This window comes from Micromonospora antibiotica (assembly GCF_017599305.1).
In the GTDB taxonomy this organism is placed as follows: domain Bacteria; phylum Actinomycetota; class Actinomycetes; order Mycobacteriales; family Micromonosporaceae; genus Micromonospora; species Micromonospora antibiotica.
Genome location: NZ_JAGFWR010000007.1, coordinates 26518 through 51089, shown reverse-complemented (window position 1 = coordinate 51089; position 24572 = coordinate 26518). Strand labels below are relative to the sequence as shown.

22 protein-coding genes, 1 tRNA gene and 1 pseudogene are annotated in these 24572 nt (G+C 71.9%); 8 read left to right on the top strand and 16 right to left on the bottom strand.

The features are described 5' to 3' along the window. Positions 1-3: 3 nt before the first annotated feature. Positions 4-1044 (bottom strand): hypothetical protein, encoded by a 1041-nt coding sequence (locus tag JQN83_RS14730; protein ID WP_208567713.1) that lies wholly within the window; start codon positions 1042-1044, stop codon positions 4-6. Beyond that, positions 1041-1982, bottom strand: coding sequence for a transporter substrate-binding domain-containing protein (locus JQN83_RS14725; RefSeq protein WP_208567712.1), 942 nt, complete (start codon positions 1980-1982; stop codon positions 1041-1043). The genes JQN83_RS14730 and JQN83_RS14725 overlap by 4 nt, the downstream gene beginning before the upstream one ends. A gap of 233 nt (positions 1983-2215) precedes the next feature. Between JQN83_RS14725 and JQN83_RS14720 the strand changes: the two genes are divergently transcribed. Next, positions 2216-2542, top strand: a complete 327-nt coding sequence (locus JQN83_RS14720; RefSeq protein WP_208567711.1) for a hypothetical protein — start codon at positions 2216-2218, stop codon at positions 2540-2542. Here the strand turns inward: JQN83_RS14720 and JQN83_RS14715 are convergent. The 7 genes from JQN83_RS14715 to JQN83_RS14685 all read right to left on the bottom strand — a co-directional run bounded on the left by JQN83_RS14715 (position 2529) and on the right by JQN83_RS14685 (position 10462). After that, positions 2529-4088: a serine/threonine-protein kinase gene (locus tag JQN83_RS14715; RefSeq protein ID WP_208567710.1), complete on the bottom strand. Its 1560-nt coding sequence runs from the start codon at positions 4086-4088 to the stop codon at positions 2529-2531. The genes JQN83_RS14720 and JQN83_RS14715 overlap by 14 nt on opposite strands. Positions 4089-4118: 30 nt before the next feature. Continuing rightward, positions 4119-4637, bottom strand: a complete 519-nt coding sequence (locus JQN83_RS14710; RefSeq protein ID WP_244252484.1) for a hypothetical protein — start codon at positions 4635-4637, stop codon at positions 4119-4121. A 152-nt stretch (positions 4638-4789) separates the two neighbouring features. After that, entirely contained in the window at positions 4790-8362 is a 3573-nt protein-coding gene (locus JQN83_RS14705) for an adenylate/guanylate cyclase domain-containing protein (RefSeq protein ID WP_208567709.1), read from the bottom strand. Further along, positions 8359-9159: an MBL fold metallo-hydrolase gene (locus JQN83_RS14700; RefSeq protein WP_208567708.1), complete on the bottom strand. Its 801-nt coding sequence runs from the start codon at positions 9157-9159 to the stop codon at positions 8359-8361. Before JQN83_RS14700 ends, JQN83_RS14705 begins: the two co-directional genes overlap by 4 nt. A gap of 148 nt (positions 9160-9307) precedes the next feature. Beyond that, a complete protein-coding gene (locus JQN83_RS14695; protein ID WP_208567707.1) occupies positions 9308-9769 on the bottom strand; it encodes a RidA family protein in 462 nt (153 codons plus the stop codon). 10 nt (positions 9770-9779) lie between these two features. After that, complete coding sequence (gene sp36, locus JQN83_RS14690) at positions 9780-9935, bottom strand: Sp36 family protein (protein WP_088643831.1); 156 nt, start codon at positions 9933-9935, stop codon at positions 9780-9782. A 44-nt stretch (positions 9936-9979) separates the two neighbouring features. Then, positions 9980-10462: a hypothetical protein gene (locus JQN83_RS14685; RefSeq protein WP_208567706.1), complete on the bottom strand. Its 483-nt coding sequence runs from the start codon at positions 10460-10462 to the stop codon at positions 9980-9982. A 327-nt stretch (positions 10463-10789) separates the two neighbouring features. Here JQN83_RS14685 and JQN83_RS14680 point away from each other — a divergent pair, with 327 nt between their 5' ends. The 3 genes from JQN83_RS14680 to bagB are packed head-to-tail and all read left to right on the top strand — an operon-like array spanning position 10790 to position 13617. Further along, positions 10790-11410, top strand: a complete 621-nt coding sequence (locus tag JQN83_RS14680) for an Rv0361 family membrane protein (RefSeq protein ID WP_208567705.1) — start codon at positions 10790-10792, stop codon at positions 11408-11410. Between the two features lie 26 nt (positions 11411-11436). Further along, the gene (gene bagA, locus JQN83_RS14675; protein WP_208567704.1) at positions 11437-12414 is read left to right on the top strand and encodes an ATPase BagA; all 978 of its coding nucleotides are present in this window, start codon (positions 11437-11439) and stop codon (positions 12412-12414) included. Between the two features lie 54 nt (positions 12415-12468). Beyond that, on the top strand, positions 12469-13617 hold the full coding sequence (gene bagB / locus JQN83_RS14670; protein ID WP_208567703.1) for an ArsA family ATPase: 1149 nt from the start codon (positions 12469-12471) through the stop codon (positions 13615-13617). A 272-nt stretch (positions 13618-13889) separates the two neighbouring features. On the opposite strand, the gene JQN83_RS14665 is transcribed toward bagB, so the two are convergent. Continuing rightward, positions 13890-14210, bottom strand: coding sequence for a WhiB family transcriptional regulator (locus tag JQN83_RS14665; RefSeq protein WP_208567702.1), 321 nt, complete (start codon positions 14208-14210; stop codon positions 13890-13892). A gap of 404 nt (positions 14211-14614) precedes the next feature. Between JQN83_RS14665 and JQN83_RS14660 the strand changes: the two genes are divergently transcribed. Beyond that, positions 14615-17047: a penicillin-binding protein gene (locus JQN83_RS14660; protein ID WP_208567701.1), complete on the top strand. Its 2433-nt coding sequence runs from the start codon at positions 14615-14617 to the stop codon at positions 17045-17047. Between the two features lie 75 nt (positions 17048-17122). On the opposite strand, the gene JQN83_RS14655 is transcribed toward JQN83_RS14660, so the two are convergent. Both JQN83_RS14655 and JQN83_RS14650 read right to left on the bottom strand, forming a co-directional pair. Beyond that, complete coding sequence (locus JQN83_RS14655; protein WP_208567700.1) at positions 17123-17566, bottom strand: peptidoglycan-binding domain-containing protein; 444 nt, start codon at positions 17564-17566, stop codon at positions 17123-17125. A 196-nt stretch (positions 17567-17762) separates the two neighbouring features. Next, positions 17763-18218, bottom strand: coding sequence for a GatB/YqeY domain-containing protein (locus JQN83_RS14650; protein ID WP_208567699.1), 456 nt, complete (start codon positions 18216-18218; stop codon positions 17763-17765). Positions 18219-18243: 25 nt separating this feature from the next. Here JQN83_RS14650 and JQN83_RS14645 point away from each other — a divergent pair, with 25 nt between their 5' ends. Further along, positions 18244-19137: a metallophosphoesterase gene (locus JQN83_RS14645; RefSeq protein ID WP_208567698.1), complete on the top strand. Its 894-nt coding sequence runs from the start codon at positions 18244-18246 to the stop codon at positions 19135-19137. Between the two features lie 277 nt (positions 19138-19414). Further along, positions 19415-19488, top strand: a tRNA-Pro gene (locus tag JQN83_RS14640). Between the two features lie 75 nt (positions 19489-19563). Here JQN83_RS14640 and JQN83_RS14635 read toward each other — a convergent pair. From JQN83_RS14635 to JQN83_RS14625, 3 genes and pseudogenes are all read right to left on the bottom strand, one after another. Continuing rightward, positions 19564-20786, bottom strand: a pseudogene (locus JQN83_RS14635) (tyrosine-type recombinase/integrase). After that, the gene (locus tag JQN83_RS14630) at positions 20786-20983 is read right to left on the bottom strand and encodes an excisionase family DNA-binding protein (RefSeq protein ID WP_204927039.1); all 198 of its coding nucleotides are present in this window, start codon (positions 20981-20983) and stop codon (positions 20786-20788) included. The pseudogene JQN83_RS14635 and the gene JQN83_RS14630 overlap by 1 nt, the downstream one beginning before the upstream one ends. Beyond that, a complete protein-coding gene (locus tag JQN83_RS14625; RefSeq protein WP_208567697.1) occupies positions 20980-22539 on the bottom strand; it encodes a replication initiator in 1560 nt (519 codons plus the stop codon). The genes JQN83_RS14630 and JQN83_RS14625 overlap by 4 nt, the downstream gene beginning before the upstream one ends. A 1164-nt stretch (positions 22540-23703) precedes the next feature. Here JQN83_RS14625 and JQN83_RS14620 point away from each other — a divergent pair. Then, the gene (locus JQN83_RS14620) at positions 23704-23871 is read left to right on the top strand and encodes a hypothetical protein (RefSeq protein WP_208567696.1); all 168 of its coding nucleotides are present in this window, start codon (positions 23704-23706) and stop codon (positions 23869-23871) included. Positions 23872-24035: 164 nt separating this feature from the next. Here the strand turns inward: JQN83_RS14620 and JQN83_RS14615 are convergent, their stop codons facing one another. Next, entirely contained in the window at positions 24036-24326 is a 291-nt protein-coding gene (locus JQN83_RS14615; RefSeq protein WP_208567695.1) for a hypothetical protein, read from the bottom strand. Positions 24327-24572: the final 246 nt, after the last annotated feature.

Here is a 24572-nt window from a genome sequence, read left to right as displayed (position 1 = left end):
GCGTCAGCGCGGGGTGCGGCAGGCGGCGTCGGTGCGGTGCACCGGTCGCACCCGCCGGCCCAACCCCTCCAGCAGCGAGTCCTCCACGTGGTAGTCGCGGATCCGCAGCCGGTGCCGGGGCAGCTCCTCCTCGCTGGGGCAGAGCACCTGGGCGCGGACGTCGTCCACCGGCACGTACCGGACGCCGCCGCGTTCCTGGAGCAGCACCATGTTGACGTCGTCCACGGTGACCACGTGCCCCCGGACGTCCTCGGTGACGCCGGGGCTCGACTCCACGGTGGTCACGGTGAGCGGCAGCACCGGCGTGGTGATCACCGGTAGCGCCGCCCAGACCAGCATGGCCAGTACCGCCGCCTCGGTGACGGAGGCGAGCGGCCGGATCACCGCCCCGGGCAGCGGCCCGGTCACCGCGAGCGCGAGCAGCGGCGGGGCGACGAACAGCACCAGGGCGAGCAGTTCCCGTTGCTGCCAGGCGTCGAGCAGGGTGGGGGCGAGCAGCCAGCCGTAGCCGGCGAGGAGCGTCACCACGATCAGCGTCCGGGGCACGGGGTGCTCGTGCAGTCGCGCCGGGGTGAGCTGGAACGCCGCGACGAACGCCGGCAGCAGCAGCGGCAGGTAGAGCAGCTGCCAGGTGACCAGGGCCAGCAGGAAACTGGACAGCACGAACCACGCCGGGGTGAGGTCCGCCCAGCGGACGAAGAGCGGGCGGCGGACGGTGGGCGGCATCCGTTCGACGCTGACCCGCAGCACCGCGCCGAGGGCGAAGACCGCGACCAGGCTGGTGGAGAGCAGCCGGGCGGCGGTGGTCAGGAAGCCGGCCAGCAGGTTGACCGGCCCGACGTTCGCCACCAGCAACAACGTGGTCTGGAGTTCGCCGCCCGCCTCGACGCCGAGGCGCAGCACGGAGAAGATCGCGGGGACGCCCACCACCGCCGTCCAGAACGACTGGCTGGCCCGTGTCCGCCGCTCCACCGCCGGGTCCCAGCCGTCGCGTACCGGGACGGTGGTGGCGCCCAGATCCTGCGGTACGGCCGGGGCGGTCACCGCGTCGGCGCCTTGTCGTCGAAGTCGACCAGCGCCGGCACGTTGAGCGGTTGGGGCTGTGCCTTCTCCGCTTTCAGATACGGTGCGAGGGACCTGGTGTAGGCGGTGATCCACGGACTGCTGATCCCGTTGCGACCCTGGAGGTAGCTCTTCTGGAGGGCGAAGGCGACCAGGTCGCGCAGGGCGGGGTCGCCGATCGGCACCCCGATGCCGAGCAGTTCGCTGGTGCCGAAGGGCATGTCGACGATCTCGAACTCGGTCGGATAGAGGGAGAGGAAGCCGGCGAGGATCGTCTCGTCGGAGCTGACCGCGTCGTAACGACCTTCCCGGATGCCCTTGACGCAGTCGCCGACCTCCTTGACCACGAGCACCTTGACGTCGTGTTTGGCCAGTTCGGCCTCGGTGGTGGAGCCACCGCTGGTGCAGACCTTGTAGGCCGGTTCGCGGAGGTCCTCGATGGTGCGGATCTTGTCCCTGAGCCGGGTCGGCACCATCACCTCCTGGGTGGTGACGAAGTACGGCCCGGCGAAGCTGACCAGCTTCTCCCGTTCCTCGGTGATGGAGAAGCTGGAGACCACCAGGTCGACCACGCCACCCTGGAGGGCGGGGATGCGGTCCTCGGTGGTCACCGAGACCCACTCGATGCGCTGGTCGCCCTCGTAGCCGAGGTAGGAGGCGACGTAGCGGGCGATCTCCACGTCGAAGCCGGAGTGCTTGCCGTTGCGCAGCTCGCCCATCAGCGGCTCGGTGGTGGCCACCCCGATCTTGATCTTCGCCTGACCGTCGATGTGCGACTCGCGCAGCTTGTCGCGGACCGAGGGCAGCGAGGGTTCGCGGCGGTTCTCGCAACCGGCGGCGGCGGCCAGGGTGAGGGTCAGGGCCACCGCCAGGGTGGTGGTGACCGAACGGACCCGGTGGCGGGCGGACGTGTCGTTCATCGGCGCACCTCGCTGACGGACAGCCTGGGGGACACCGAGGGTAGCCGTTCCGGTCCATCTCGGTCGCGCCGCACCGGTGGCGGGTCGTCCGCCGCGACGCCCACCCGACCGGAAGGCGGGAGCAGGGCGGAGGGCGGGGACCGTCTTCCGGCGTTTCGTCACTCTAGGCAGAACGGTCAACCACACCGAGCCGTATGGTTTGACAGCGCGCCCGTTCAGGCCATGCTTGTCAGGTGAGCCGATTCCTGAAGCCGGACGCGCGGACCGTGGCGGTGGTCGCGGGGCTGGCGACCGGCGCGGTGCTGGTGGCGTTGGTGTTCCGGCATCCCGCCGGCATCCTGACGGTGGGGCTGGCCCTGCTCGGGGTCCTCTTCGCGACGGTGACCGGCACCGCGCTGGCCGCGTTGCGCGAACGCGACCACGAGGAGACACCGGCCGTGCCGCCCTCGCCGGGGCACCTGGAACCGGGCTCGTTCCTCGACGCGGACACCCTCGACGCGTTGGACAGCGCGGCGGTGCTGAGCCGGCTGCACCGGATGCGCGAGGTCAGCGACCAGTGAGGGTGGGGGCGACCAGGGCGTCGACCCCCCGGCCGGCGAGACAGCGGTAGGTCCGGTCGAGATCCGTCTCGCCGGGCGGCAGCACCTCCAGCCGCCAGCCGTTGGCGTAGTCGATCCCGCTGGTCAGCCGGAACGTGCGGGCGTTGCACACCGACCGGACCGTCGGGTCGGCGCTGATCGTGGCGTGTCCGGCCCGGGCCAGCGCGGCCGGCAACTGACCCTCCACGTACGTCTCCCAGGTGTGCCGCCCCTCGCAGGAGACCTGCGGCGCCTCCGCCCGGTCGCCGCGTAGCCGTACCGGGCCGAAGCACTCCAGCACGGGGGCGCACCGGGCACCGGGCGGCAGGGTTGCGGCCGTGCCGTCGGCCGCGCAGCCGGGCAGGGTGCCCCAGCGGGCGGCCGGGCTGGACGAGCCCACGGTCGACGGGGCGGCGGTCGGCCCGGCCACCGGTGGCGCACCGCCGGCGACCCACGCCCCGGCGCTCGCCGAGGCGGCCAGGGCGAGCACCCCGGCCCCGCCGAAGAACCAGCGTCGTCGCCGCCGCTCGCCGTGCGCAACGGTCGGATGGTCGTCCTGGGCCGGCGGCCGGGGGGCCGGCTGGCCGGTGATCCGCCCGGGTTGACCGGTGGTCCACCCGAGGGTGTACGGCCCGGTGCCGCCGGACCCGCCGGTGGAGGGCCCGCCGGAGACCGGCGCACCGCTGACCGGGGCGGGGGCCGGGTCGACGGGCAGCGCGGTGAGCAGGTCGCGCAGTTCGAGCGCGGAGGGGCGGGCGTCGGGGTCGTTGGACATCCCGGCGCGGAGCACGTCGACCAGTTCGGTCGGCACCCCGGGCAGGTCGGGGATCGGGTGGTGGAACAACTCCAGCACGGTGACCAGGCTCGGGTTGCGCTCGGACTGCCAGCGCGGGGGCCGGCCGGTCATCACCGCGTAGAGGGTGGCGCAGAGGGCGTACACGTCGACGGCCGGTGACGGCGGGCTGTGGTTGAACATCTCCGGCGGCGCGTAGGCCGGGGTGAGCACCTCCAGGGTGACCGAGGCGTCCCGCGCCTCGGCCAGCACGGCCAGCCCGAAGTCGGCCAGCACCGCCGAGTTGAAGTGCGAGTGCAGGATGTTGGCCGGCTTGACGTCGCGGTGCAGCACCCCGGCCGCGTGCGAGTGGGCCAACGCGTCGGCGATCTTGATGCCGAGGTCACGGGTCTCGGACGCGTCGAGCGGCGAGGTCCGCATCCGTTCGGCGTACGACCCGTCACACAGCTCCATGATCAGGTAGGGGTGCTGGTCGACGGTCACCCCGACGTCGAAGAGGTCCACCACGTGCGGATGGGAGGACATCCGGCCGGCGGCCCGCGCCTCGCGCAGGAACCGGGCCTGGTCGCGTTCGTTGTCCAGGGTGCGGTTCTCCACCTTGACGGCGACCTCCCGACCGACGGAGATCTGGGTGGCCCGGTAGACGGTGGCGTAACCGCCCCGGGCAAAGACCTGCAAGTCGGTCAGACCGGGCACATTGGGCAGCCGGGAGGCGCCGGGCGGGGTCTCGGTCACGGCTCGAAAATACCCGTTCCGCCGGGGCGCTCAGCGGTCCGTACCGGCGGCAGCGGCCGGGCCGGCGGCGACCGACCCGCTCGACGCACCCCCGGAGACCCCACTGACCTGGGACGCTGTCGAGATGGGAGCGTTTCCGCCCGCACCAGTGGATCGACGGGCGTCCCAGCGCAGGCCGAGCGCCGTCGCCACCGCACCCACCCCCTCCCACAGCGCCACCCCGATGAACCGGTCCGGAGCCACGTCGGCCAGCACGGTCAGCGTGAAGACGGTGAAGGTGACCAGCCGGAAGACCACCGTGAACCGGTAGAACGCCCGCCACTCGGTCGCCACCGCCAGCAGGTAGTAGACGCCCATGTTGAACGACGCCATCGAGGACGCGGTGAGGAACGTGCCCGTGTAGTCGCCGGCCGCCCGGGTCTGCGGCACCTCGAAGCCGAGCATCCGCAACTGCGCCTCCGGCCACACCAGCCCGAACGCGCCGAGCAGCACCGCCAGCACACCGAAGACCGCGATCGTCCAACCGGCGCCCGAACGCGGCAACCTCATCTGTTCCCCCACCTGACGGCGCGACCGGCACCGAGGGGCGGTCGCGTGAAGTGACACGCTAACCGTCCCCGCCGATGCGCGCACATCCCCGTAACCGACAGACCTACCGTTTCGACGCCGGACCCGCCGCCGACGACGCGACGCGGGGCCGGTCAGACCCCGCCGGCCAGCCGGGCCGCCAGGGCGTCGGCGCTGGCCCGCTCGCTGCGCTGCTCGGTCGCGTACGCCAGCCGGACCGCCTCCTGCGCGCTGGCCGCCGCCTCCACCGGGTGCCCGCATACCGCCAACGCCTCGGCCAGCACCCCCGCGCCGATCACCTGACTGCGGACGTCCTCCGCCGGGGCGGCGACCGCCCGCCGGGCCCAGTCCAACGCCTGCTCCGACTGACCGTGGGCGAGCAGCGCGGAAGCGTACCGGGCCAGGGTCTGCCGGCGGGAGAAGAGCAGCGTCGGTGTCTTCGCGGCGGTCGTCGCCACCGGGGCGAGCAACCCGACCGCGGTGGCGGGGTCCCCGGCGGCGAGCCGGGCGGTGGCGAGCAGCACCCGGGGCGCGGCCTGCGCCGGGGCCTGCGGGTTGTGCGGTTCGACGGCGGTCAGCACCGCACGGGCGTCCCGCTCGGCGGTCTCGCAGTCGCCCATGTCCAACGCCACGAACCCGCGCAGCGTGCCGGCCATCCCGGTCAGCAGCGGATGCGACGTCCGACCGGCGTACGCCAGGGCGTCGGTGAACAGGTCGGCGGCGTGCTCCGGCTCGCCCAGCCCCCGCGCCACCACCCCCCGGACGACCAGCGCGAACCCGCGCCCCCAGTCGTCGGAGACCGCCGCGAAGTCCCGGTACGCCCGGCGGGCCGACCGGTCCGCCTCGGCCACCTCGCCCAACTCGGCCGCAGCGAACGCCTCGACCGCGCGTAACGTGCCCACCGCCCACGCCTCGCCGACGCGTTCCCCGAACGGCAGGAAGATCCCGGCCAGCCGGCAGGCCTCCCCCAGCCGGCCGGCCAGCAGCCGGGCGAAGGCGGTGGTGCCGCGCAGCCAGGCCCGCCCGTACGGGTCCTTCAGCTCGGCGAAGAGCCGGGCGGCCCGACCGAGCACCGCGTCGGTGCCGGCGAAGTCCCCCCGGGTGGTGGTGACCCAGGCCAGGTTCTGCAACGCCCAGGCCTGCCCCCGCAGGTCCTTCGCGGCGAGGCTGATCTGGTAGGACGCGGCGAGCCGGCTGCTCGCCTGACCGAGTCGACCGGCGACGAAGTCGGCCATCCCGAGCCGGCGCATGGCCGAGGCCCGCAGGTTGGTCACCTCCCCGGCGGTGGCCACCTGCAACGCCTCCTCCCAGCAGGCCACCGCGCGCCCCTGGTCGCCCTGCGTCTGGTGGGCCTGGCCGGCGAGCAGCAGGGCGCTGGCCCGGGTGCCGGCGTCGTCACCGGCGTTGGCGGCGATCTTCTCGGCGAAGGCCAACGCGTCGCCGACCCGACCGACCTGGAGCAGCGCCCGGGCGTGCGCGACCCGGTCGGCCGGGGGCACCCCCTCGCGGGCCAGGTCGGTGGCGCGTTCGGCGTGCTCGACGGCCAGTGCCGGCTCACCGGCCTGCAACGCCCGGCGGGCGGCCCGGCCCAGGGCGGCCACCCCCAACCCGGCGACCGTCCGGGCCGGCGAGTCGGGGCGGAGCTTGACCGCGTCGGCGAGGGCGGCGGCCCGCTCGACCTGCTCGGCCACGAAGTCGTCCCGGGCGGCGTCGGTGAACCCCCCGGGTGCGGCGACCGACGCCGCCGGGTCACCGGTGGCCCAGCGGGCCAGTGCGGCGTGCCGTTCGGCCAGCTCCGCCTTGCTCACCCCGGCGTAGGCGGCCTCGCGCATCAGGGGGGTGGCGAACGCGAAACCGGTCCGGGTGCGGTGCAGCATCCGGCGTTGCAGCAACTCCTCGACGGCCCGTTCCAGCTCGACGGCGGCCACCGCGGCGGGCCGGCCGTCCCGCCCGGCCCGCTGCTCGCGCAGCGCCTCCAACGCGCCGGTGGGCACCGCGTCACCGACCACGGCGGCGTCGCGCAGCGCTGACCGGGCCTCCGGCGGGAGGGCGTCGATGCGGGCGGCGAGCACGGCGGCGAGGTCCCGGGAGAGCAGCCGGCTGCCCAGCGAGCCGGGCACCAACCGCCAGCCGCCGTCCGGGCCAGCGGTCAGTGCTCCCCGCTCCCGCAGCAGGGTGACCAGTTCGGCCAGGTAGAAGGCGTTGCCCTGGGCGGTCGCGAGCAACCGGTCGGCGTCGGCCTGGGGCAGCCTGCCGCCGTTGAGATAGCTGGTGAGCAGGCGGGAGGCGTCCGCGCCGCGCAGCGGCGGCAACGGTTGCACCTCGGCGTCGGCGATCCAGGTCAACGTCCCGGCGGTCCGGACCAGCTCCGGTCGGCCCAGCAGCATCACCAGGACCGGGCCGGTGAGCCGGGACAGGGTGGCGCCGAGGGCGGCGATCGTCTCGCCGGTGGCGTCGTGCAGGTCGTCGACCACGATCACCAGCGGCGCCTCGGCGGCCAGCGCGCTGAGCAGCCCGGCCACCGCGACCGGCACCGCCTCGGCGTCGGCGGCCGGCGGGGTCGCCCCCCAGCCGCCCTGGTCACCCGCGTTGCCGGGCAGTTCGGCGTAGCCCAGCAGCGCCAGCAGCTGGTCAGCGGCGATCGGCGGTACCTCGGTACGCAGCCGGCCGAGCCGTTGACCGAGCCGGCGCAGCCGCTCCTCGACGGCCGGCCGGGTGAGCGCGGTGGAGGTGTCGCTGGGCAGGCCGACGGCGGCCCGGACCAGGTCGGCCAGCGGGGCCAGCCGACGCCGCTCACCGAAGGCGGCGCAGCGGACCGAGAGCACCCGGGCCCCGCTGTGCGCGGCGTACCGGCCGGCGCCGACGTCGTAGCCGGCGGCGAGGCGTTCCACCTCGGCGGCGAACCGGGACTTGCCGATCCCCGCCTCGGCGGTCATCAGCAGCACCCGGGGTTCGCCCCGGTCGATCACCTCGGCGAGCCGGCCGGCGACCCGGCCGATCTCGGTCTCCCGCCCGACGAAGGGGGCCTCGTCGCCGAGCCCCGACCGGGTGCCCGGGGCGTCCAGCAGACCCAGCAGCTCGTACGCCTCGACCGGCTCGCGCTTGCCCTTGAGCCGCAGCGGGCGCAGCACCCGCCAGGAGGCGACGTGCCGGGTGGCCGAGGAGGTCCGGGCACCGGCGTAGATCGCGCCGACGGCGGCGGCGTCGGCGAGCCGGGCGGCGGTGTTCACCGTGTCCCCGATGACCGTGTACTCGATGGCGGCCTGGATGCCGGCGATCACGTCGCCGGTGTTCAGCCCGACCCGCAGGCCGAGCGGTGCGCCGCCGCCGCGTTCGTCGTCGAGGACCCGGCGCACGGCCCGCTGCATCGACAGGGCGGCCCGGACGGCCCGCTCGGCGTCGTCCTCGTGGGCCACCGGGGCACCGAAGACCGCCATGATCCCGTCGCCGGTGAGTTTGTCGACGTGCCCACCGAACGTCTTCACCGCACCGGCGAGCGCGGCGAGCACCCGGTCGGTGACGGCACCGACACGTTCCGGGTCGAGGTCCTCCGACCACGAGGTGAACTCGGACAGGTCACCGAAGAGCACGGTGACCACCCGGCGCTCGGCGGTCGGCAGGGTGGCGGCGGCCGGCAGTGCCGCCCCGCAGTTGTGGCAGAACCGCGCGCCCGGGACGGCGAGCGTGCCGCACACCGGGCAGGTCACGGCTGCTCCACTCCGAGGTGTTCGAGTTGGGCGCGGACCGACCACTCGGCGGCCCACCACAGCGACCGGTCCACGTCGGCGTAGACCGTCGCCACCACCTCGGCCGCGGTGCGCGCGCCCGCGTCGACGGCGGCCCGCACCTGGTCGAGACGGGCCCGGCGGTGGGCCAGGTAGAAGTCGGCCGCCGCACCGCAGTCGGCCAGCGCCGGGCCATGCCCCGGCAGCGCCGGGATCCCCTGGTACGCCGAGAGCCGCTCCAGGCTGGTCAGGTAGTCGCCGAGGTGCCCGTCGGGGTGGGCGACGACGGTGGTGCCCCGGCCGAGGATGGTGTCCCCGGTCAGCACCACCTGCTCGGTGCCGTACGACACCCGGAAGCAGACCGAGTCGGCGGTGTGCCCGGGGGTGTCGACCAGGTCGATGTCCAGCCCGGTCCCGCCGAGCTGCGTACCCGCCCCGGTCAGTGGCGGGCCGCCGATGGTGTGCGCGGGGTCGACGGCGAGCACGGGTGCCCCGCCGAGCAGTTCACTCAGCCGGGGGGCGCCCTCGGTGTGGTCGGGGTGCCCGTGGGTGATCAGTACGAACCCGATCGGTCCCGACGCCGCCACGGCGGCCAGGTGTGCCTCGTCGGCCGGGCCGGGGTCGACGACGACCGCGTGCGGCGCACCCGGGGCGCGTAGCACCCAGGTGTTGGTGCCTTCCAGGGTCATCGGCCCAGGGTTGGGGGCGCGCAGCAACGTCACCCAGTCCGGCAGCCGGTCGGCCAGCGCGGCCGGTGGTGCCGTCACATGCCCGGTCATGGCTGCGATCGTACGACCCCGCGCGCCACTCCCCACGATCTTGCGGAACCGGCGTACCCGGTTCGTGGCCGTTCGCGGCTTTCCGCCGGCCGACCGGCCCGGATCGTGGTGTACGCCGGGCCGGCGGGCGGCGGTGGGGGCGGTGCGGTCAGCCGACCTCGACGATCAGTTCGACCTCGACCGGGGAGTCCAGCGGCAGCTCCGCCACCCCGACGGCGGAGCGGGCGTGCCGGCCGGCCTCCCCGAAGACCGCGCCGAGCAGGTCGGAGGCCCCGTTGATCACGGCCGGCTGGCCGTGGAAGCCCGGTGCCGAGGCCACGAAGCCGGTCAGCTTCACGATCTTGACGATGTTCTCCAGGCCGACCAGCGAATCGACGGCGGCGAGGGCGTTCAGCGCGCACCGCTCGGCGAGATCCTTGGCCTGCTCGGGCGAGACACCCGCGCCGACCTGGCCGGTGGCGAGCAGCTTGCCCTCGACCACCGGCAGCTGACCGGAGACGTAGACGTGCTGGCCGGACTGCACCGCCGGGACGTAGCTGGCCACCGGCGGCACCACGTCGGGCAGGGCCAGGCCCAGCTCGGCGAGCTTGGCGTGGGGTCCGTTGCTCATCGTCGGGCCCTCAGCCCTTGGGGCGCTTGAGGTACGCGACCAACTGGTCCGGGTTCGGGCCGGGGATCACGGCGACGAGTTCCCAGCCGTCCTCACCCCAGTTGTCGAGGATCTGCTTGGTCGCGTGGACCAGCAGCGGGACCGTGGCGTATTCCCACTTCTGCATCGGTGGAAGGCTCCCTTGCCTGACGTGGATGTTCCGCCGACAGCCTACGGTCCGGGTGAGGGTCGGGGCGCGGGACGCTGCTCCGGGGCGGCGGGCAGCTCGCCGCACTGCCCGGTGTGGTCGTACGGCTGGGGGCAACGGGACCGGTCGGGCAGCAGCAGGTCGCAGAAGACCCGGTGCCGGTTGTTCTGGTCGTCGACGGTGGAGACGGTGGTCTCGCCGGCGTCCAGTTCGACCAGGAAGCCGAGCGAGGTGGCCACGGTGCCGGCCAGGGCGGTGGCCGCCGTCAGGTCGGCCACCCGGATCGGCAGGTGGATGACGTAGCCGGGCTCCTCGTCGTCCCGGCCCCGGTCACCGGGGCGGCCGAGGATCCGCAGCACCTCGGACGGTTCGGCGCAGCGCCGGTAGGACCGCTCGTTCATCGGCAGTGAACCACCCGACCCGTCCGCGTCTCCGGGCGAACCGCCCCGCCTCCCCCGGTCTCCTGGTGAGAAGTGGGCCCGGGAGATGTTCTCCGCGTCGCGCATGTACCTGCCTCCGGCCTCGTACCGTGAATGACCGCCGTCCGGACCGGGCGCCGACCCGAACCGCTCCCCCACACCCGGACGAACGTAGGACCCGGCCGGGGCGGGGGACAACGGGACGCGCACGATCGATCACCCAAAGTCACATATGCGACAGACGCTTGGTCCGGAAAGCGATCGCGACCCACCGCAGGTCGTGAGCAGTCCGCCACGCGCCGCCCATCGACCGTTACCCTTGCGCCTCGGACGGGCGATCAGGGGTCGCCCGCCGCGCCCGTACCCGCGTCGTCGCCAGGGGCGGCGACGGCGCCCCATCCCCCGGGGGACCACATGACCCATCCACCGTTCGGTGGCGCGAGCGGATCGCCGGGCGTGCCGACGCCACGGCAGGACCAACCCGACCCGGGCGGTACCACCGCCCCCGGCACCTCCACGCCCGGCACCTCCCCGTCCGGCGCCGCCACGCCGACACCGGCGGGCTACCCGGCGTACCGGACACCGGCCCCCACGCGACGGCGGGGCGTGCTGGTCGCCTCGCTCGCGCTGCTCGCGGCCGTCGTGCTCTGCGGTGGTGGCGGAACGCTCGCCTTCCTGACCCTGCGCGACGCCGAGGGCGGCGAGGGCGCCCGGGAGCCGACGGTGGCGGTTGACGGTTTCCTCACCGCCGTCTACCAGGACCGGGACGCCGGCAGGGCGGCCAACTTCGTCTGCGCGGAGTCGCGCGACCAACAGAAGATCAGCGCGAAGGTCGCCGAGGTGCAGAAGTACGCCACCCTCTACACCAACCCCCGGTTCCGCTGGTCCAGCCCGACCGTCGACAGCCAGAACGGTGACCGGGCCACCGTCTCCACCAAGCTCACCCTGACCACCGCCGACGAGAAGATCGCCGAGCAGCCGTTGCGGTTCACCGTGGTACGGAAGACGGGTTGGTGGGTCTGCGAGGTCGGCTGACCACGTGGGGTGGATAGGCTCGACCGGTGCGAGCAGCTGAGCGGCCGGCCGACCCGGCCGGCACCGGATGGCCGTCCCGCCTGCACGTGGTGACCGGCAAGGGCGGCACGGGCAAGACGAGCGTGGCGGCCGCGCTGGCGCTCGCCCTGGCCGCCGGGGGCCGGCGCACCCTGCTGGTCGAGGTGGAGGGCCGGCAGGGCATCGCCCAGCTCTTCGGCGTCGATCCCCTCCCGTACACCGAGCGGCACCTCGCCGACGCCCCGGGCGGCGGCGAGGTGCGCGCCCTGGCGGTGGACGCCGAGGAGGCGTTGCTGGAGTACCTCGACATGTTCTACAAGCTCGGCGCGGCCGGCCGGGCGCTGCGCAAGCTCGGCGCGATCGACTTCGCCACCACCATCGCCCCCGGCCTGCGTGACGTGCTGCTCACCGGAAAGGTCAAGGAGGCCACCACCCGCACCGCCGGGCAACGCCGGGTGTACGACGCGGTGGTGCTGGACGCCCCGCCGACCGGCCGGATCGGCCGCTTCCTCAACGTCACCGCCGAGACCGCCCGGCTGGCGAAGGTCGGCCCGATCAAGACCCAGAGCGAGGGGGTCTCGGCGCTGCTGCGCTCCCCGATGACCGCGGTGCACGTGGTGACCCTGCTGGAGGAGATGCCGGTCCAGGAGACGGTGGACGCGATCACCGAGCTGACCCAGCTCGGCTTCCCGGTGGGCCGGGTGATCGTCAACGCCGCCCGCCCGCCGCTGGCCACCGGCCGGGAGGTGACCCGGGCGGAGCTGAAGCGGGGGCTGGCCGCCGCCGGCCTGCCCACCGACGCGGCGACCGTGGCCGGGCTGGCCGGCGAGGCCCGGGACCAGCAGGTACGCCGGGAGCTGGAGGATTCGCTGCGGACCGACCTGGCGGAGCTGGGGCGACCGGTGACCGAGCTGCCGTTGCTGCCCGACGGGGTGGACCCGGCGGGGCTGGCGGCGTTCGCCGAGCTGCTCCGCCGGGCGGATTGACGCGCAGCTCACGTCGGCCCGGGCGCACGGACCCCACCGGCCCGATACGCTCGAATGGTGCCTTCCGAAGACGCGGCGCCCGTGCTGGACGTCGACCAGATCCTCGCCGACCCCGGCGTGCGCATCGTGGTCTGCTGTGGCGCCGGTGGGGTCGGCAAGACGACCACCGCGGCGGCGCTGGCGCTGCGGGCGGCAGAGCGGCACGGCCGGCGCACGGTGGTGCTCACCATCGACCCGGCCCGCCGGTTGGCCCAGTCGCTCGGTCTGACCGAGCTGGACAACACCCCCCGCCGGGTCAAGGGGATCGACGTCGAGGCCGGTGGCGGTGAGCTGCACGCCATGATGCTGGACATGAAGCGCACCTTCGACGACGTGGTGCTCCAGCACACCGACCCGGCGAAGGCGGCAGAGATCTTCGCCAACCCGTTCTACCAGGCCATGAGCTCCACCTTCGCCGGCACCCAGGAGTACATGGCGATGGAGAAGCTGGGCCAGTTGCACGCCCGGGGCGAGTGGGACCTGATCGTGGTGGACACGCCGCCGTCCCGCTCCGCGCTGGACTTCCTCGACGCCCCGGCCCGGCTGTCCCGCTTCCTGGACGGCCGGATGCTGCGGTTGCTGCTCGCCCCGGCACGCAGCGGGGGCCGGAGCATGTTCAGCTTCGTCACCGCGAGTTTCGGGATGTTCTCCCGGGTCGTGCAGAAGGTGCTCGGGGCGCAACTGTTGACCGATCTCTCCGGCTTCGTCGCCGCCCTCGACTCGATGTTCGGCGGGTTCCGGCAGCGGGCCGAGCAGACGTACCGGATCCTGCAGGCCGGGGAGACGGCGTTCCTGCTGGTGGCGACACCGGAGCCGGACGCGGTCCGGGAGGCGGCCTACTTCGCCGGGCGGTTGGGTGAGGAGCGGATGCCGCTGGCCGGCTTGGTGCTCAACCGGGTGCACCGGCCGGCGGTGGCCCTGGGCGCGGTGCAGAGCCGGGCGGCGGCCGACCGGCTGGCCGACCTGGGTGGGCACGACGCCACGGTCGACGTGCTGCGCGCGCACGCCGCGCTGGCGCAGCAGGCGGTCCGCGAGGAGCAGGTCGCCCGGCGGTTCACCGAGGCGTTCCCGGCGGTGCCGACGGTGTCGGTCACGGCGCAGCCCGCCGACGTGCACGACGTCGACGGGCTGCGGACGATCGGGGCGGCGATCAGCCGTCCCTGACCGGCGACACGCGGTACGCACCCGACCGGGCGTCGACCGGGCCGACCGGGAACCGACCGTCGGCCGGGCGTCCGACCAGGCTCGGCCGGGCGTCCGGCCAGGCTCGGCTGGCCTCCGCCCAGGCGGTTAGGCATCCAACCAAGCTCAGCTGGGCGTCCGACCAGGCTCAGCTGGGCGTCCGGCCGTGCCGGCTGGGCGTCCGGCCAGGCTCGGCCGGGTGTCCGACCGGGGCCGGCGACACGCCTGGCGTGCCGACGACCAGTCGGGTGGCGTCAGCCGGCGGCGGTGACCAGGATCTTGTCCTTGCCGGTGCGGTCCTTGGCGTTCTTCTTCATCGCCGCCTCGAACATCTTGCGCCAGCTCGCCACCTGCGGGTGCCGGCGCAGCAGGGCACGGCGTTCCCGTTCGGTCATGCCACCCCACACGCCGAACTCGATGCGGTTGTCGAGCGCGTCGGCCAGGCACTCGTAGCGCACCGGGCAGCTGCGGCAGATCCGCTTGGCCACGTTCTGCTCGGCGCCCTGTACGAACAACGCGTCCGGGTCCCCGTTCTGACACGCCGCCAGCGACGGCCAGTCAGTGATCATCCCCATCTGTACACGTCCCCCCTTGCAGTACCTACCGACCTCGTGCGACCAGCCGTCGTTCCCCCCGGTCGTCCGGCCCGTTCCTTCCCCAAGGAGGCACGGACGACGTGTGGCTCAGGTCGCCGCCACCATCATGCTCTGTAGTCGCATGATTACGCAACGTTGTCGGCGAAATCCAGCATTACGGACAGTCCCGGCTTACCGGGCCTTCGATCGCCGCTTACCCCGCCGGAGTACGTGAAAACGCTGCGCGGGCTCCACCGATCGGTGGAGACTCGGCGCGGGTCACACGCAACCCCACACCGGGGGTCGTGCGTTTAGCACAACGAGGTCGGCGCGCGCAGGAAATGGGGAAAGAACGCCCCGGCGCCCCTCGTTCCCTACTCGCGTACCCTGTCGAGGTGACCTGGATGCGGAAACGTGACCACAATGTCTTCACCAACGCCGCATCGCTACTGATCTGCGGCCTGCTGGCCGGTGTGGTGGTGGCGGCGGCGGCCTTCCCCGCGGTGGCGATGTCCGGCCTGGCGGCGAAGGCCGGGGCCGAGACCTTCGGGGCGTTGCCCAAGGAGCTGACGGTGGCCCGCGCGCCACAGATCAGCTACCTGCTCGCCAGCGACGGCAAGACCCCGCTGGCGACCATGTACGACGAGAACCGGCGCGACGTCAAGCTCGCGGACATCTCCCCGTACATGCAGAAGGCGATCATCGCCGCCGAGGACCACGACTTCTACAAGCACAACGGCGTGGACATCAACGGCGTGGCCCGGGCGTTCGTCAACAACCAGTCCGGCACCAACTCCCAGCAGGGCGCCTCCACCCTGACCATGCAGTACGTCCGGCTGGCCATCGCCTACTCGGCCACCCACCCGGCCGACGTGGTCGCCGCGACCGAGGACACCAGCGCCCGCAAGCTCCGCGAGATGCGCCTGGCCCTCCAGGTCGACAAGGAGTTCTCGAAGGACGAGATCCTCACCCGCTACCTGAACCTCGCCTCCTTCGGCAACGGCGCGTACGGCGTGTTCGCCGCCAGCCAGGTGTACTTCGGCAAGTCGCCCAAGAACCTCAAGATCGAGGAGGCGGCGCTGCTGGCCGGCATGGTCAAGGCGCCCACCACCAACGACCCGACCACCCGCAGCGGCTACCCGCTCGCGCTCGACCGGCGTAACTACGTCATCGACAACATGGTCAAGACGAAGGCCATCACCCAGCAGGAGGCGGACGCCGCCAAGGCGGTCAAGCTGGCGGTGAAGGACAAGCGCACCCCGAACGGCTGCGTCGCCACCAACCAGAAGGACTGGGGCTTCTTCTGCGACTACTTCTACCGCTGGTGGCTCGGGCAGGAGACCTTCGGCTCCACCACGTACGACCGGGAGCGGCGGCTCAAGAGCGGTGGCTACACCATCACCACCACGCTCGACGTGCAGGCGCAGAACGGTGCCGACCGGGCCGTCCGCAAGAACCTCGGGGTGAACAGCAAGGCCGCCCGGATGGTCGCCGCGATCGAGCCGGGCACCGGCCGGGTGCGCGCGCTGTCGGTGAACCGGAACTTCAAGATCGATGACCCGAAGAAGCCGCAGAACAAGTACTCCAGCGACCCCAAGAAGGCCAAGAAGAAGATCCGGGGCAACTACCCCAACACGGTGAACCCGCTGCTCAGCGGCGGCCAGGGCATCACCGGCTACCAGGCCGGCTCGACGTTCAAGATGTTCACCCTCGTGGCCGCGCTGGAGAAGGGCATCCCGCTCGCCTACCCGATCAACTCCCCGCCGGTGTTCAAGTCGGACTACATCGTCCAGCAGAACTCGCCGGCCGCCTGCCCGGGGACGCACTTCTACTGCCCCAAGAACGCCTCGGCGAGCATGGCCGGCGTGCACAACATGTGGACCGCGTTCGGCAGCTCGGTCAACACCTACTTCGTCCCGCTGGAGCAGCAGGTCGGTGCGGAGAACGTGATCAAGGCGGCGCAGAAGCTCGGCATCACCTTCCGCAGCAGCGACGACGCCCGCCGGGCCACCAAGGAGGGCGGCGCCAACCAGTGGGGTGCCTTCACGCTGGGTGTCTCCTCGACCACCCCGCTGGAGCTGGCCAACGCCTACGCCACCCTGGCGGCCGACGGGAAGTTCTGCGAGCCGATCCCGGTGCAGCAGATCAAGGACCCGGAGGGCAACAAGCTCGACGTCGCCAACCCGCGCTGCGAGCAACGGATCAGCACCGAGGTGGCCCGGGCCGCCGTGGACGCGGCCCGCTGCCCGGTCGGTGACCGCTCGTCGGTCTCCAAGTGTGTCGGGGCGACCGCCCGCAACGTCCGGGGCATCGTCGGCAAGCCGGTGGCCGGCAAATCCGGCACCACCGACGGTGACAAGACCTCGGCCCTGGTGGCGATGACCAAGCAGTTCGCGGTGGCCGGCATCATGGCCGACCCGGACTGGCCGCAGACCAACCAGAAGATGGGGCACGACGAGACGCCGACCGGCATCAACCCGGCGGTCTACCAGACGCTGCGCGACGCCATGAAGGGCAAGCCCGGCATCGAGTTCACCCCGCCCAACGGCAAGATCATCAATGGTGACCAGCGGTCCATCCCGAACGTGAAGTGCCAGTCGGTGGACAGCGCCCGGAGCAGGCTCAAGGACGCCGGTTTCTCCGTCGTCGTCTCCGACAACAAGATCGCTTCGGAATGCCCGGCCGGCTCCGTCGCCGGCACCAGCCCCGACGGCCGCACCATCAAGGGCGGCGTGGTCACCATCGAGGTGAGCAGCGGCGGCGGCACCCCCAACCAGGCCGGTAACACGCCGGGTAACACCGGCAACCCACCGGGCCGTCCACCCGGCAACAACTGACGCCTCTGTCGACCCAGTGGGCGGGCACCCCGGTCGGGGTGCCCGCCCACTGGCGTCAAGGTGTTCGGAAACCGATCAGGTGTAGATGGGATTGGCGGCCTTGTCGCACCGGTTGCCCACCGAGCGCCACGTCAGGCTCAGCCGGGTCTGCGGTCCATAGACGCCGTCTGCGGTGATGCCCTCCCGCTTCTGAGCGGAGACAAGGGCGGACTTGGTTGCCGGGCCGAAATCGTTGTCCACGGTGATGCCGGCGCCATAGCAGTATTTCAACGCCCGTTGCAGGGCACCGACAGCGCTGCTGTTGGCGCCCTGCGCCATTCCACAGCTCGTGCTCGACGCGGTGCTGCCGGTCGACGGCATGGCGATGGGATCGACCGTGCTGTAGGCACTGCTGGCCACGTTGACCGTGCGGGAACACGTGGCCTGGATGGAGATGTCAGCGGACGCCGCCGACGGCACGACGACGACGGCACCCATACACGTCGAAATGAATAGGGAAGCAACAGCCAACGGCTTCATAGTCACCTCAAGTGGTCGAGGCAACGAGGGTCATGTCCTCAAACCGGTGTCGAACACGCCCCCGTTGCATGTCAAGCCGGCCAAACGAGCCTTCCACGAATCAGCCGTCACCGCAACAGCCAATTGCAGGCACTCTCGGTAATCAAAATTGAATTGACAAACCGGCGACCGGGGAAACGACCAGAGTTGATATGAGTCAGAGGCCGAGCTGTCGGCGTACCTCGGCGGCGACGCGACCACCCTCGGCCCGGCCGGCCACCGCGGCCTGGGCCGCCTTCATCGCCGGGCCCATCTGGGACTTCTCGGTGAAGCCACCCGCCGCCAGCGCCCCCGCGACCAGCTCCGTCAGCTCCTGCTCGGCGAGCTGCTTCGGCAGGTAACGGTCGAGCACCGCACCCTCGGCGGTCTCCTTGTCGGCCTGCTCGGCGCGGCCCGCGTCGGCGAAGGCGGCAGCCGCCTCCCGGCGCTTCTTCGCCTCCTTGGTCAGCACCGCGAGCACCTCGTCGTCGGAGAGCTCGCGCTTGGCCTTGCCGGCGACCTCGGCGGTGCCGACGGCGGCCAACGCCATCCGCAACGTGGAGGTGGTCAGCTCGTCGCGCGCCTTGAGGGCGGCGCGCATGTCTGCGGTCAGGCGGTCCTTCAGCGTGCTCATGGACGGTCAAACTACCCTGGTCGGCATGCGAAAGCGCACACTATTCGGCCTCGCCGCCGGGACCGTCGCCGCCGGGGCGGCCACCCTGGCGTACGCGTCCCTCGTCGAACGCAACATGTTCACCCTGCGCCGGCACGACGTGCCGGTGCTCCCGGCCGACGCCGAGCCACTGCGCGTGCTGCACCTGTCGGACCTGCACATGATGCCCGACCAGCGACGCAAGCAGCAGTGGGTGGCCTCGCTGGCCGCCCTCGACCCGGACCTGGTGGTGGTCACCGGGGACAACATGGCCCACCCCGACGCGGTACCCGGGGTGCTGCGCGCCCTGCAACCGCTGCTCGACTACCCCGGCGCGTTCGTCTTCGGCTCCAACGACTACACCGGGCCGGTCTGGAAGAACCCGTTCACCTACTTCCTGCCCAACCGGGAGTACACCGAGGGCGCCGCCCTGCCGTACGAGGAACTGCGGGACGTCCTCACCGGGGCCGGCTGGGCGGACCTCAACAACGCGCGTACCTCGGTCAAGGCCGGTGGCCGCCTCGTCGAGCTGGTCGGCGTGGACGACCCGCACATCGGGCAGGACGACTACCCGGCCGTCGCCGGCCCGGTCACCCCCGCCGCCGACCTGTCCATCGCGCTCGCCCACGCCCCGGAACCGGCCCTGCTCGACCAGATGGCCGCCGACGGCTTCGGGCTGCTGCTGGCCGGGCACACCCACGGCGGTCAGGTCTGCGTACCCGGCTACGGCGCGCTGGTCACCAACTGCGGCCTGCCCAGGTCGATGGCGAAGGGCCTGCACCGCTGGCCCGGCTCCGACTCCTGGCTGCACGTCTCGGCGGGCCTCGGCACCCACCCCACCGCCCCGGTCCGTTTCGCCTGCCCGCCCGAGGCCAGCATCCTCACCCTCACCCCCCGCTGACCCCCGCCCTGTCGCCCCCCTGCTCTACCGCCCCCTGCTCTGCTGCCCCCACCGCACCACCGCACCACCCATGGCCCCACCGCAACCCGCTCCACCCATGATCAGATTGCGAAAAAGTGGTCGACACGCCGCCAGCACTACGCGAAACCGCAATCTGATCATGGGGTGGGCGGGTGCGGAGCTGGGCAAGCGAGCACCAGCGTGGCCCCGACCGCCGGGGCCGGGGGTACCGAGTTTGATCGGCGGGGCGGGTGGGCTACTATTTCACCGCACGCCTCGGGGTGTGGCGCAGCTTGGTAGCGCGCTTCGTTCGGGACGAAGAGGTCGTCGGTTCGAATCCGGCCACCCCGACAGAGGTCAGAGGGCACATCCGATCCATGGATGTGCCCTCAAGTGCTTCCGTACAGCAGTGAAGTACAGCAGCGGTCAGCGCAGGCTCTCGCCGAGACGCTTGAGCGCGTCGCGGGTGGCGTCCGAGGATGCCTGCGAATAGATCTCCATCGTCACCGACACCTCGGCGTGCCGGAGCACCTGCATGATGACGCGCGGATGCACGTCCAGGTCGACGAGCAGGGTCGCGCAGGTACGCCGGGCGTCGTGCACAGTGATCTTCCGAACTCCGGCACGGACGCAGCGCGAGTCCCAGGAGCGGTTGAAGTTGCGCGGCTCGATGGGGGTTCCGTAGCGGGTGGTGAACAACAGCGGCGAGCCCTGCCAGGCGATCCCCGCCTCGTCGCGGTCGGCCTTCCTCGCCTGCTGGCGGAGGTCGAGTGCCGCCGCGCAGATGTCCGGAAGCGGGAGAGTGGCGTCCGAGGTCTGCGTCTTGGTCTCCCGGTGCAGCAGTTGGCCGCCGACCCGCTGCAACTGCCAGCCGATCGACAACTCCCCCGCCGCCAGGTCGACGGCGTCCCCGGTGAGGCCCAGCACCTCACCCTTGCGCAGGCCGAGTACCAGGATCAGCACGTACGCGGCGTAGAGCGGATCGCGGTCGGCCCGCGCGGACTCCAGAAACCGACGCGCCTCGTCGCTGGTCCATGCCCTGCCTTTGCGGCGACGGACCGGTGGGAGCTTGACCAGGGCGGCGGCGTTGCGGGTGACCAGTTCCTCGGTGGCCGCGTGGTTGAGCGCCGAGCGCAGCACGCCTCGGACGTCCTTGACCGTGCGGGCGGACGGCACGTCACCGCAGCACCGGCCGAGCGCGCAGCAGCGCCGCCTGAGTTCCGGGCGGCGGGTGTCCTTGCCCTGGGCGCAGCACTGGCAGGCGCGGGCCACCTCGTTGATCCAGGTCTGCACGTCGCGCACCTGGAGCCGGTCGAGCCGCTTCCCGCCGAGGCCGGGGATCACGTACAGCCGGAGGATCGTCTCGTAGGTGGCGCAGGTCAGCGGCGCGAGGTGGGGCGTACCACCTCCCGGTGCCAGTAGGTCAGGTAGTCGCCGAGGGTGGGCACCCGGGTGGCGACCGGCCCGGCCTTGGCCTGCTGGTGCAGCTTGATCCACTTGTCGTGGACGGCCTCCCGGGTCGGGCCGTAGACATACTTGCGGGTCCGCTTGCCGTCCGGCTTAATGACCCAGACGTACGCGGCGAAGCCGTTGCGGTAGGGGAAGATCGAGCCTTCGCCGTTGGCGCGGGTGCGGGTGCGGACGAGCATCAGGCGGCCTCCTGCCGCTGGACCTGCTCGCGGACGTACTCGTCGACCCACTCGGGCAGGACGCGGCGGTACTTGCCATCCTTGATGGAGCGCAGCTCGCCGGTGGCGATCTTCATCTTGACCTTGGAGAGGCCGAAGCCGAGCAGGACGGCGACCTCGGCGGGCGAGTACCAGCGTGGGGTGAGAGGTCGGGTCATGCCGCCACCCCCGACCACGCCTCGTGGGCGAGTTCTTCCCGGCCGACGCGTTGGCGTTCCCGTCGTTGGGCGGCGGCGGTGTTGGCGAGCAGGGCGTCGCCGTCGGTCAGCCAGCCGGAGCCGACGAAGGCCAGCGTGCCGACGGTAACCGTGCCGGCGGTGTCGTCGCTGTCGGCCGTGCCGGTGTGCTCGGTGCGGCGGTAGGCGGCGCGGGTGTCGCGGAGCAGTCCGAAGGTGACCGAGTAGCGGCGGGCCTTGGTGAGGAAGTGGCCGCCGTAGCCGAGCATGTGCGCCCAGCGGCGCAGCCCGGCGTAAACGTTGGGTGTGGGGTCAAGGTCGCCTTGACGGTCTTCTGTCTTCCCGGCTGTCCGGGTGGTGTGGTGCCGGGTGGGGCGGCCGAGTCGCCAGCAGGCGTCGATGAGGCGGGCGAGGTGGTCGCCTTCCGGGTCGGCGTAGGCGTCGACGGTGTCCGGGGTGAGTCGGGTGGAGCAGTGGCCGGTGACCTCGGTGGACTTGGTGGCGTACTTGGCGAGGTAGGCGGCCACCTTGGCGTCGGTCACGTCGCCGTCGCTGGTGCCGATGCGGCGTACGTCGATCTGCTCACCCCAGGCGACCGGCCAGCCGTGTGGGCGGTCGGGGTGCGGCGGGGTGGTGACGGTGATCTGTCGGGTGGCGGCGTGGACGGCGGCGTCGAGGTCGTCGACGGTGACGCCGGCCGGTGGTGGGACCAGGACATGCCGGTCGTGCGGGTCGACGCCGTCGAGGCGCAGCAGAACGTGGAAGTGCACCGCGCCCCGGCGCTGCATCTCGGCGACCTTCCCGTGGGACACCCGCACCGGAGGCACCCGCCGGACCCGACCGGAGTCGGTGACGACCTGGACGAGGGGGATGCCACGTCGGCGGCACACTGCGGAGAGGTGGCGTTCGACGGCCTGTTTCGTGCGCCGCCACAACTCGCCGGAGAAGTAGTTCCAGACGGCCTGGTGGTCGTGGTCGTAGCAGTCCAGGCAGAGCGGTCGACCGAGCTGCGGATCGTCGGTGTCGTGGCGGGTGAAGCAGGCGGCGGGCCGCCCGTGTGGGCAGGTGCCGGCGGTGCTCCGGGCACGGCAGGGTGCGGGGCGGCAGTCGCAGCGCCGCCGGGTGGCGCAGGTGTGCCGGGGGATGTGCCGGTGGTGCACCGGGCCGAAGGACGGCGCGGTGAAGGTGGCGAAGACGACCGGATGCGCGCTGACGGTGGTGGGGATGGTCTTGCCGCCGGTCAGGCCGCAGCGGACCACCTGGAAGGCGTCACCGGCGTAGACCCAGGCGCAGTCGGGGCATTGGGCGGCACGGCGGTTACCGCACGCCTTGTAGAGCGTCCGGTCGGGCAGCTCGTCGGTGTGCTGCTCGGCCAAGACCCGGCCCGTGCGGGGTTCTACGGCGGTGAGGGTGCCGGCCAGGCGGATCGGGCGGGTGCAGCCTCCGGCGGCGCGGGTGTGCTCCAGCCAGCCGAAGTAGTCCGGGGCGGCGGCGCGGTGCAGGGCCTGGGCGTCACGACCGGCGGTGAGGGTGGACACGGTTTTCTCCTCAAGGGGTGGCAGGGGACGGGGAACGAACTGCCACCGGACGCCGGAGCGATGTCCGTCGGTGGTGTTCGTGGTGTCTCCTGGCACCGCCGGAGAGGGCGGCTCATGCCGGAGGGCGGGTGCAGGCCATCGGCCTTGGACCGCCGTTGAGCTGGGTTCCTGGATCTTGGGTGATGCCGGGACGGGTGGGGTGCCTGGTCGTCGGCTTCCGGTGGGTTGCCGCAGGTGATCCCCACCCGTCGAGGTGCGTGAATCCGAGGGCCATCGTGGACGGCGGGAAGGCCGTGCTGGGCCGCTCAGTGGATTCCGGGCCGGCTCAGTGGCCGGTGCGATCGAGAGCCGGCGGGGCGTGACCCGCATCAGCGGCAGGAAGGCCGCTCGGTTACTCCGAAGTCGAGTTCAGCGATCCGGCGGGAAGGCCGCGCTGGTGTGCTCGACGAGAGCCAGAGTAGCACCGGGTACGGACACGTCAACCCGCCGTGAAGCAGCAGGGCGGCCGGCGGCCGGCCGGTGTGGGAGGACTTTCTGTACGTCTATCAAGGCGGCCCTGAGCGGGCCGCACGCGCCGCCGCCTGGGCGCGTGTCCGTCGCTCCGCTGGCGCTCCGACTCCGGCCACGCAACACGCCCGGCGGCTGGCGCGGAGGGCGGGTAGCCCGGTGGGCTGCCGGATGACGACAGGACGTTGTCCGGTGGGGTTGGTCGGCGGCAGCCGGCCGGGCCGCGCGGCGAGCACCGCTCGGTGTAGGGGAGCGCACGCCGGATCCGTCGGCGGCTGCCGTGCCGGTAGCGGGGTGGCGGTTACTGCGCCTCCGGCGGGGGCGCTCCGGCTCCAGGATGGCCGGGGGTCCGTCGGCGGCTTGCGGCCCCTGGGTGGTGACGGTGGGAAGCCATCCCGCCCACCGTCGACCCGGGCGAGCCGAGCAGACCACCGCCCGACCCGCCAGCGTCCGTACGGTCGTCAAGGCCGTCTTGACGTGGCGGGCCGGGCGGCGGCCCGCTCCCCAGGAGGGCGGGTCGACGGCAGACGGGACGACAAGGCTTGGCTAGCTCTGCTCGTCTAAGTCAACGTATTGGGCGGCTTCTACTAGGCCAAGTTGGATGCCGCGCCGCTGCTCCTTGGCGGGCTTAATGACGCCCTCCACACGCACCAGCGCATGAGCAACACCGATCTCTACATCCTCTTTGTCCTCGTCATCGACGACGCCCGCCCTCAAAGCCCGAACTGCGCCAACGCCAACCTTGAACAGAACATACCCGTCGTTCCGGCGAATCTGCTGGGCCGTCAGGCCATGCTGCACGCACAGCAAATGCCGATAAACTGACATCCCGTCAGCATCAAACCGAAAGGCATTCCGACCGATTACGGGCTTCGAGTCAAGGACGTCCTTATGCTCAAAGAAGTCCGGCCGCCGAGGCACCCGACGATACAGCCAGTCCGAATCTGGAATTTGAGGATCATTCCATGGAGGGGTTTCTTCCATAGCTCCTACCGAGCGAAGAGCGCGCGCCAAGTGGGGTTCTCTAAATCGACTCGAACCGACAAATCGAGAAGCAGGCGACGTAGTTTGTGTTCGCTTTGGGGAGAGACTTCTCCCGCGAGCACCTCGCGACCATCAGCGTCCGATGCATAGAAAAGGCCGTTGCCATCGCCGTCGACCTCGATCTCGATTCGCTGCTTGCGTGCGTGCCATTCCGCCAAGACTCCACCTTCCCCGTCTGGAGACAAGAACGGAAATACAGTACGCCTATCCGAGACCTTTTGCAGGAACTCGAACATTGAGATCACGGCATCCGTGGTGCATGCTTCGCCACCGTCACCGTCCCAGTTATACGGGAGGGACCGCAAATGATGAAGCTTCACCTCTGCGTAGCGCAACAACTCGTATGGGGAGCTTGCTGGATTGGCCTTAGACCGCATGGAGCGCGCTTTGGGTCGGGCCTCGTATACGTACCAGACGCTGGAGGGCGAATCCGCACGATAACAGGGGTCACGAACTGCGGCAGGTCTTGAAAACGAACCAGA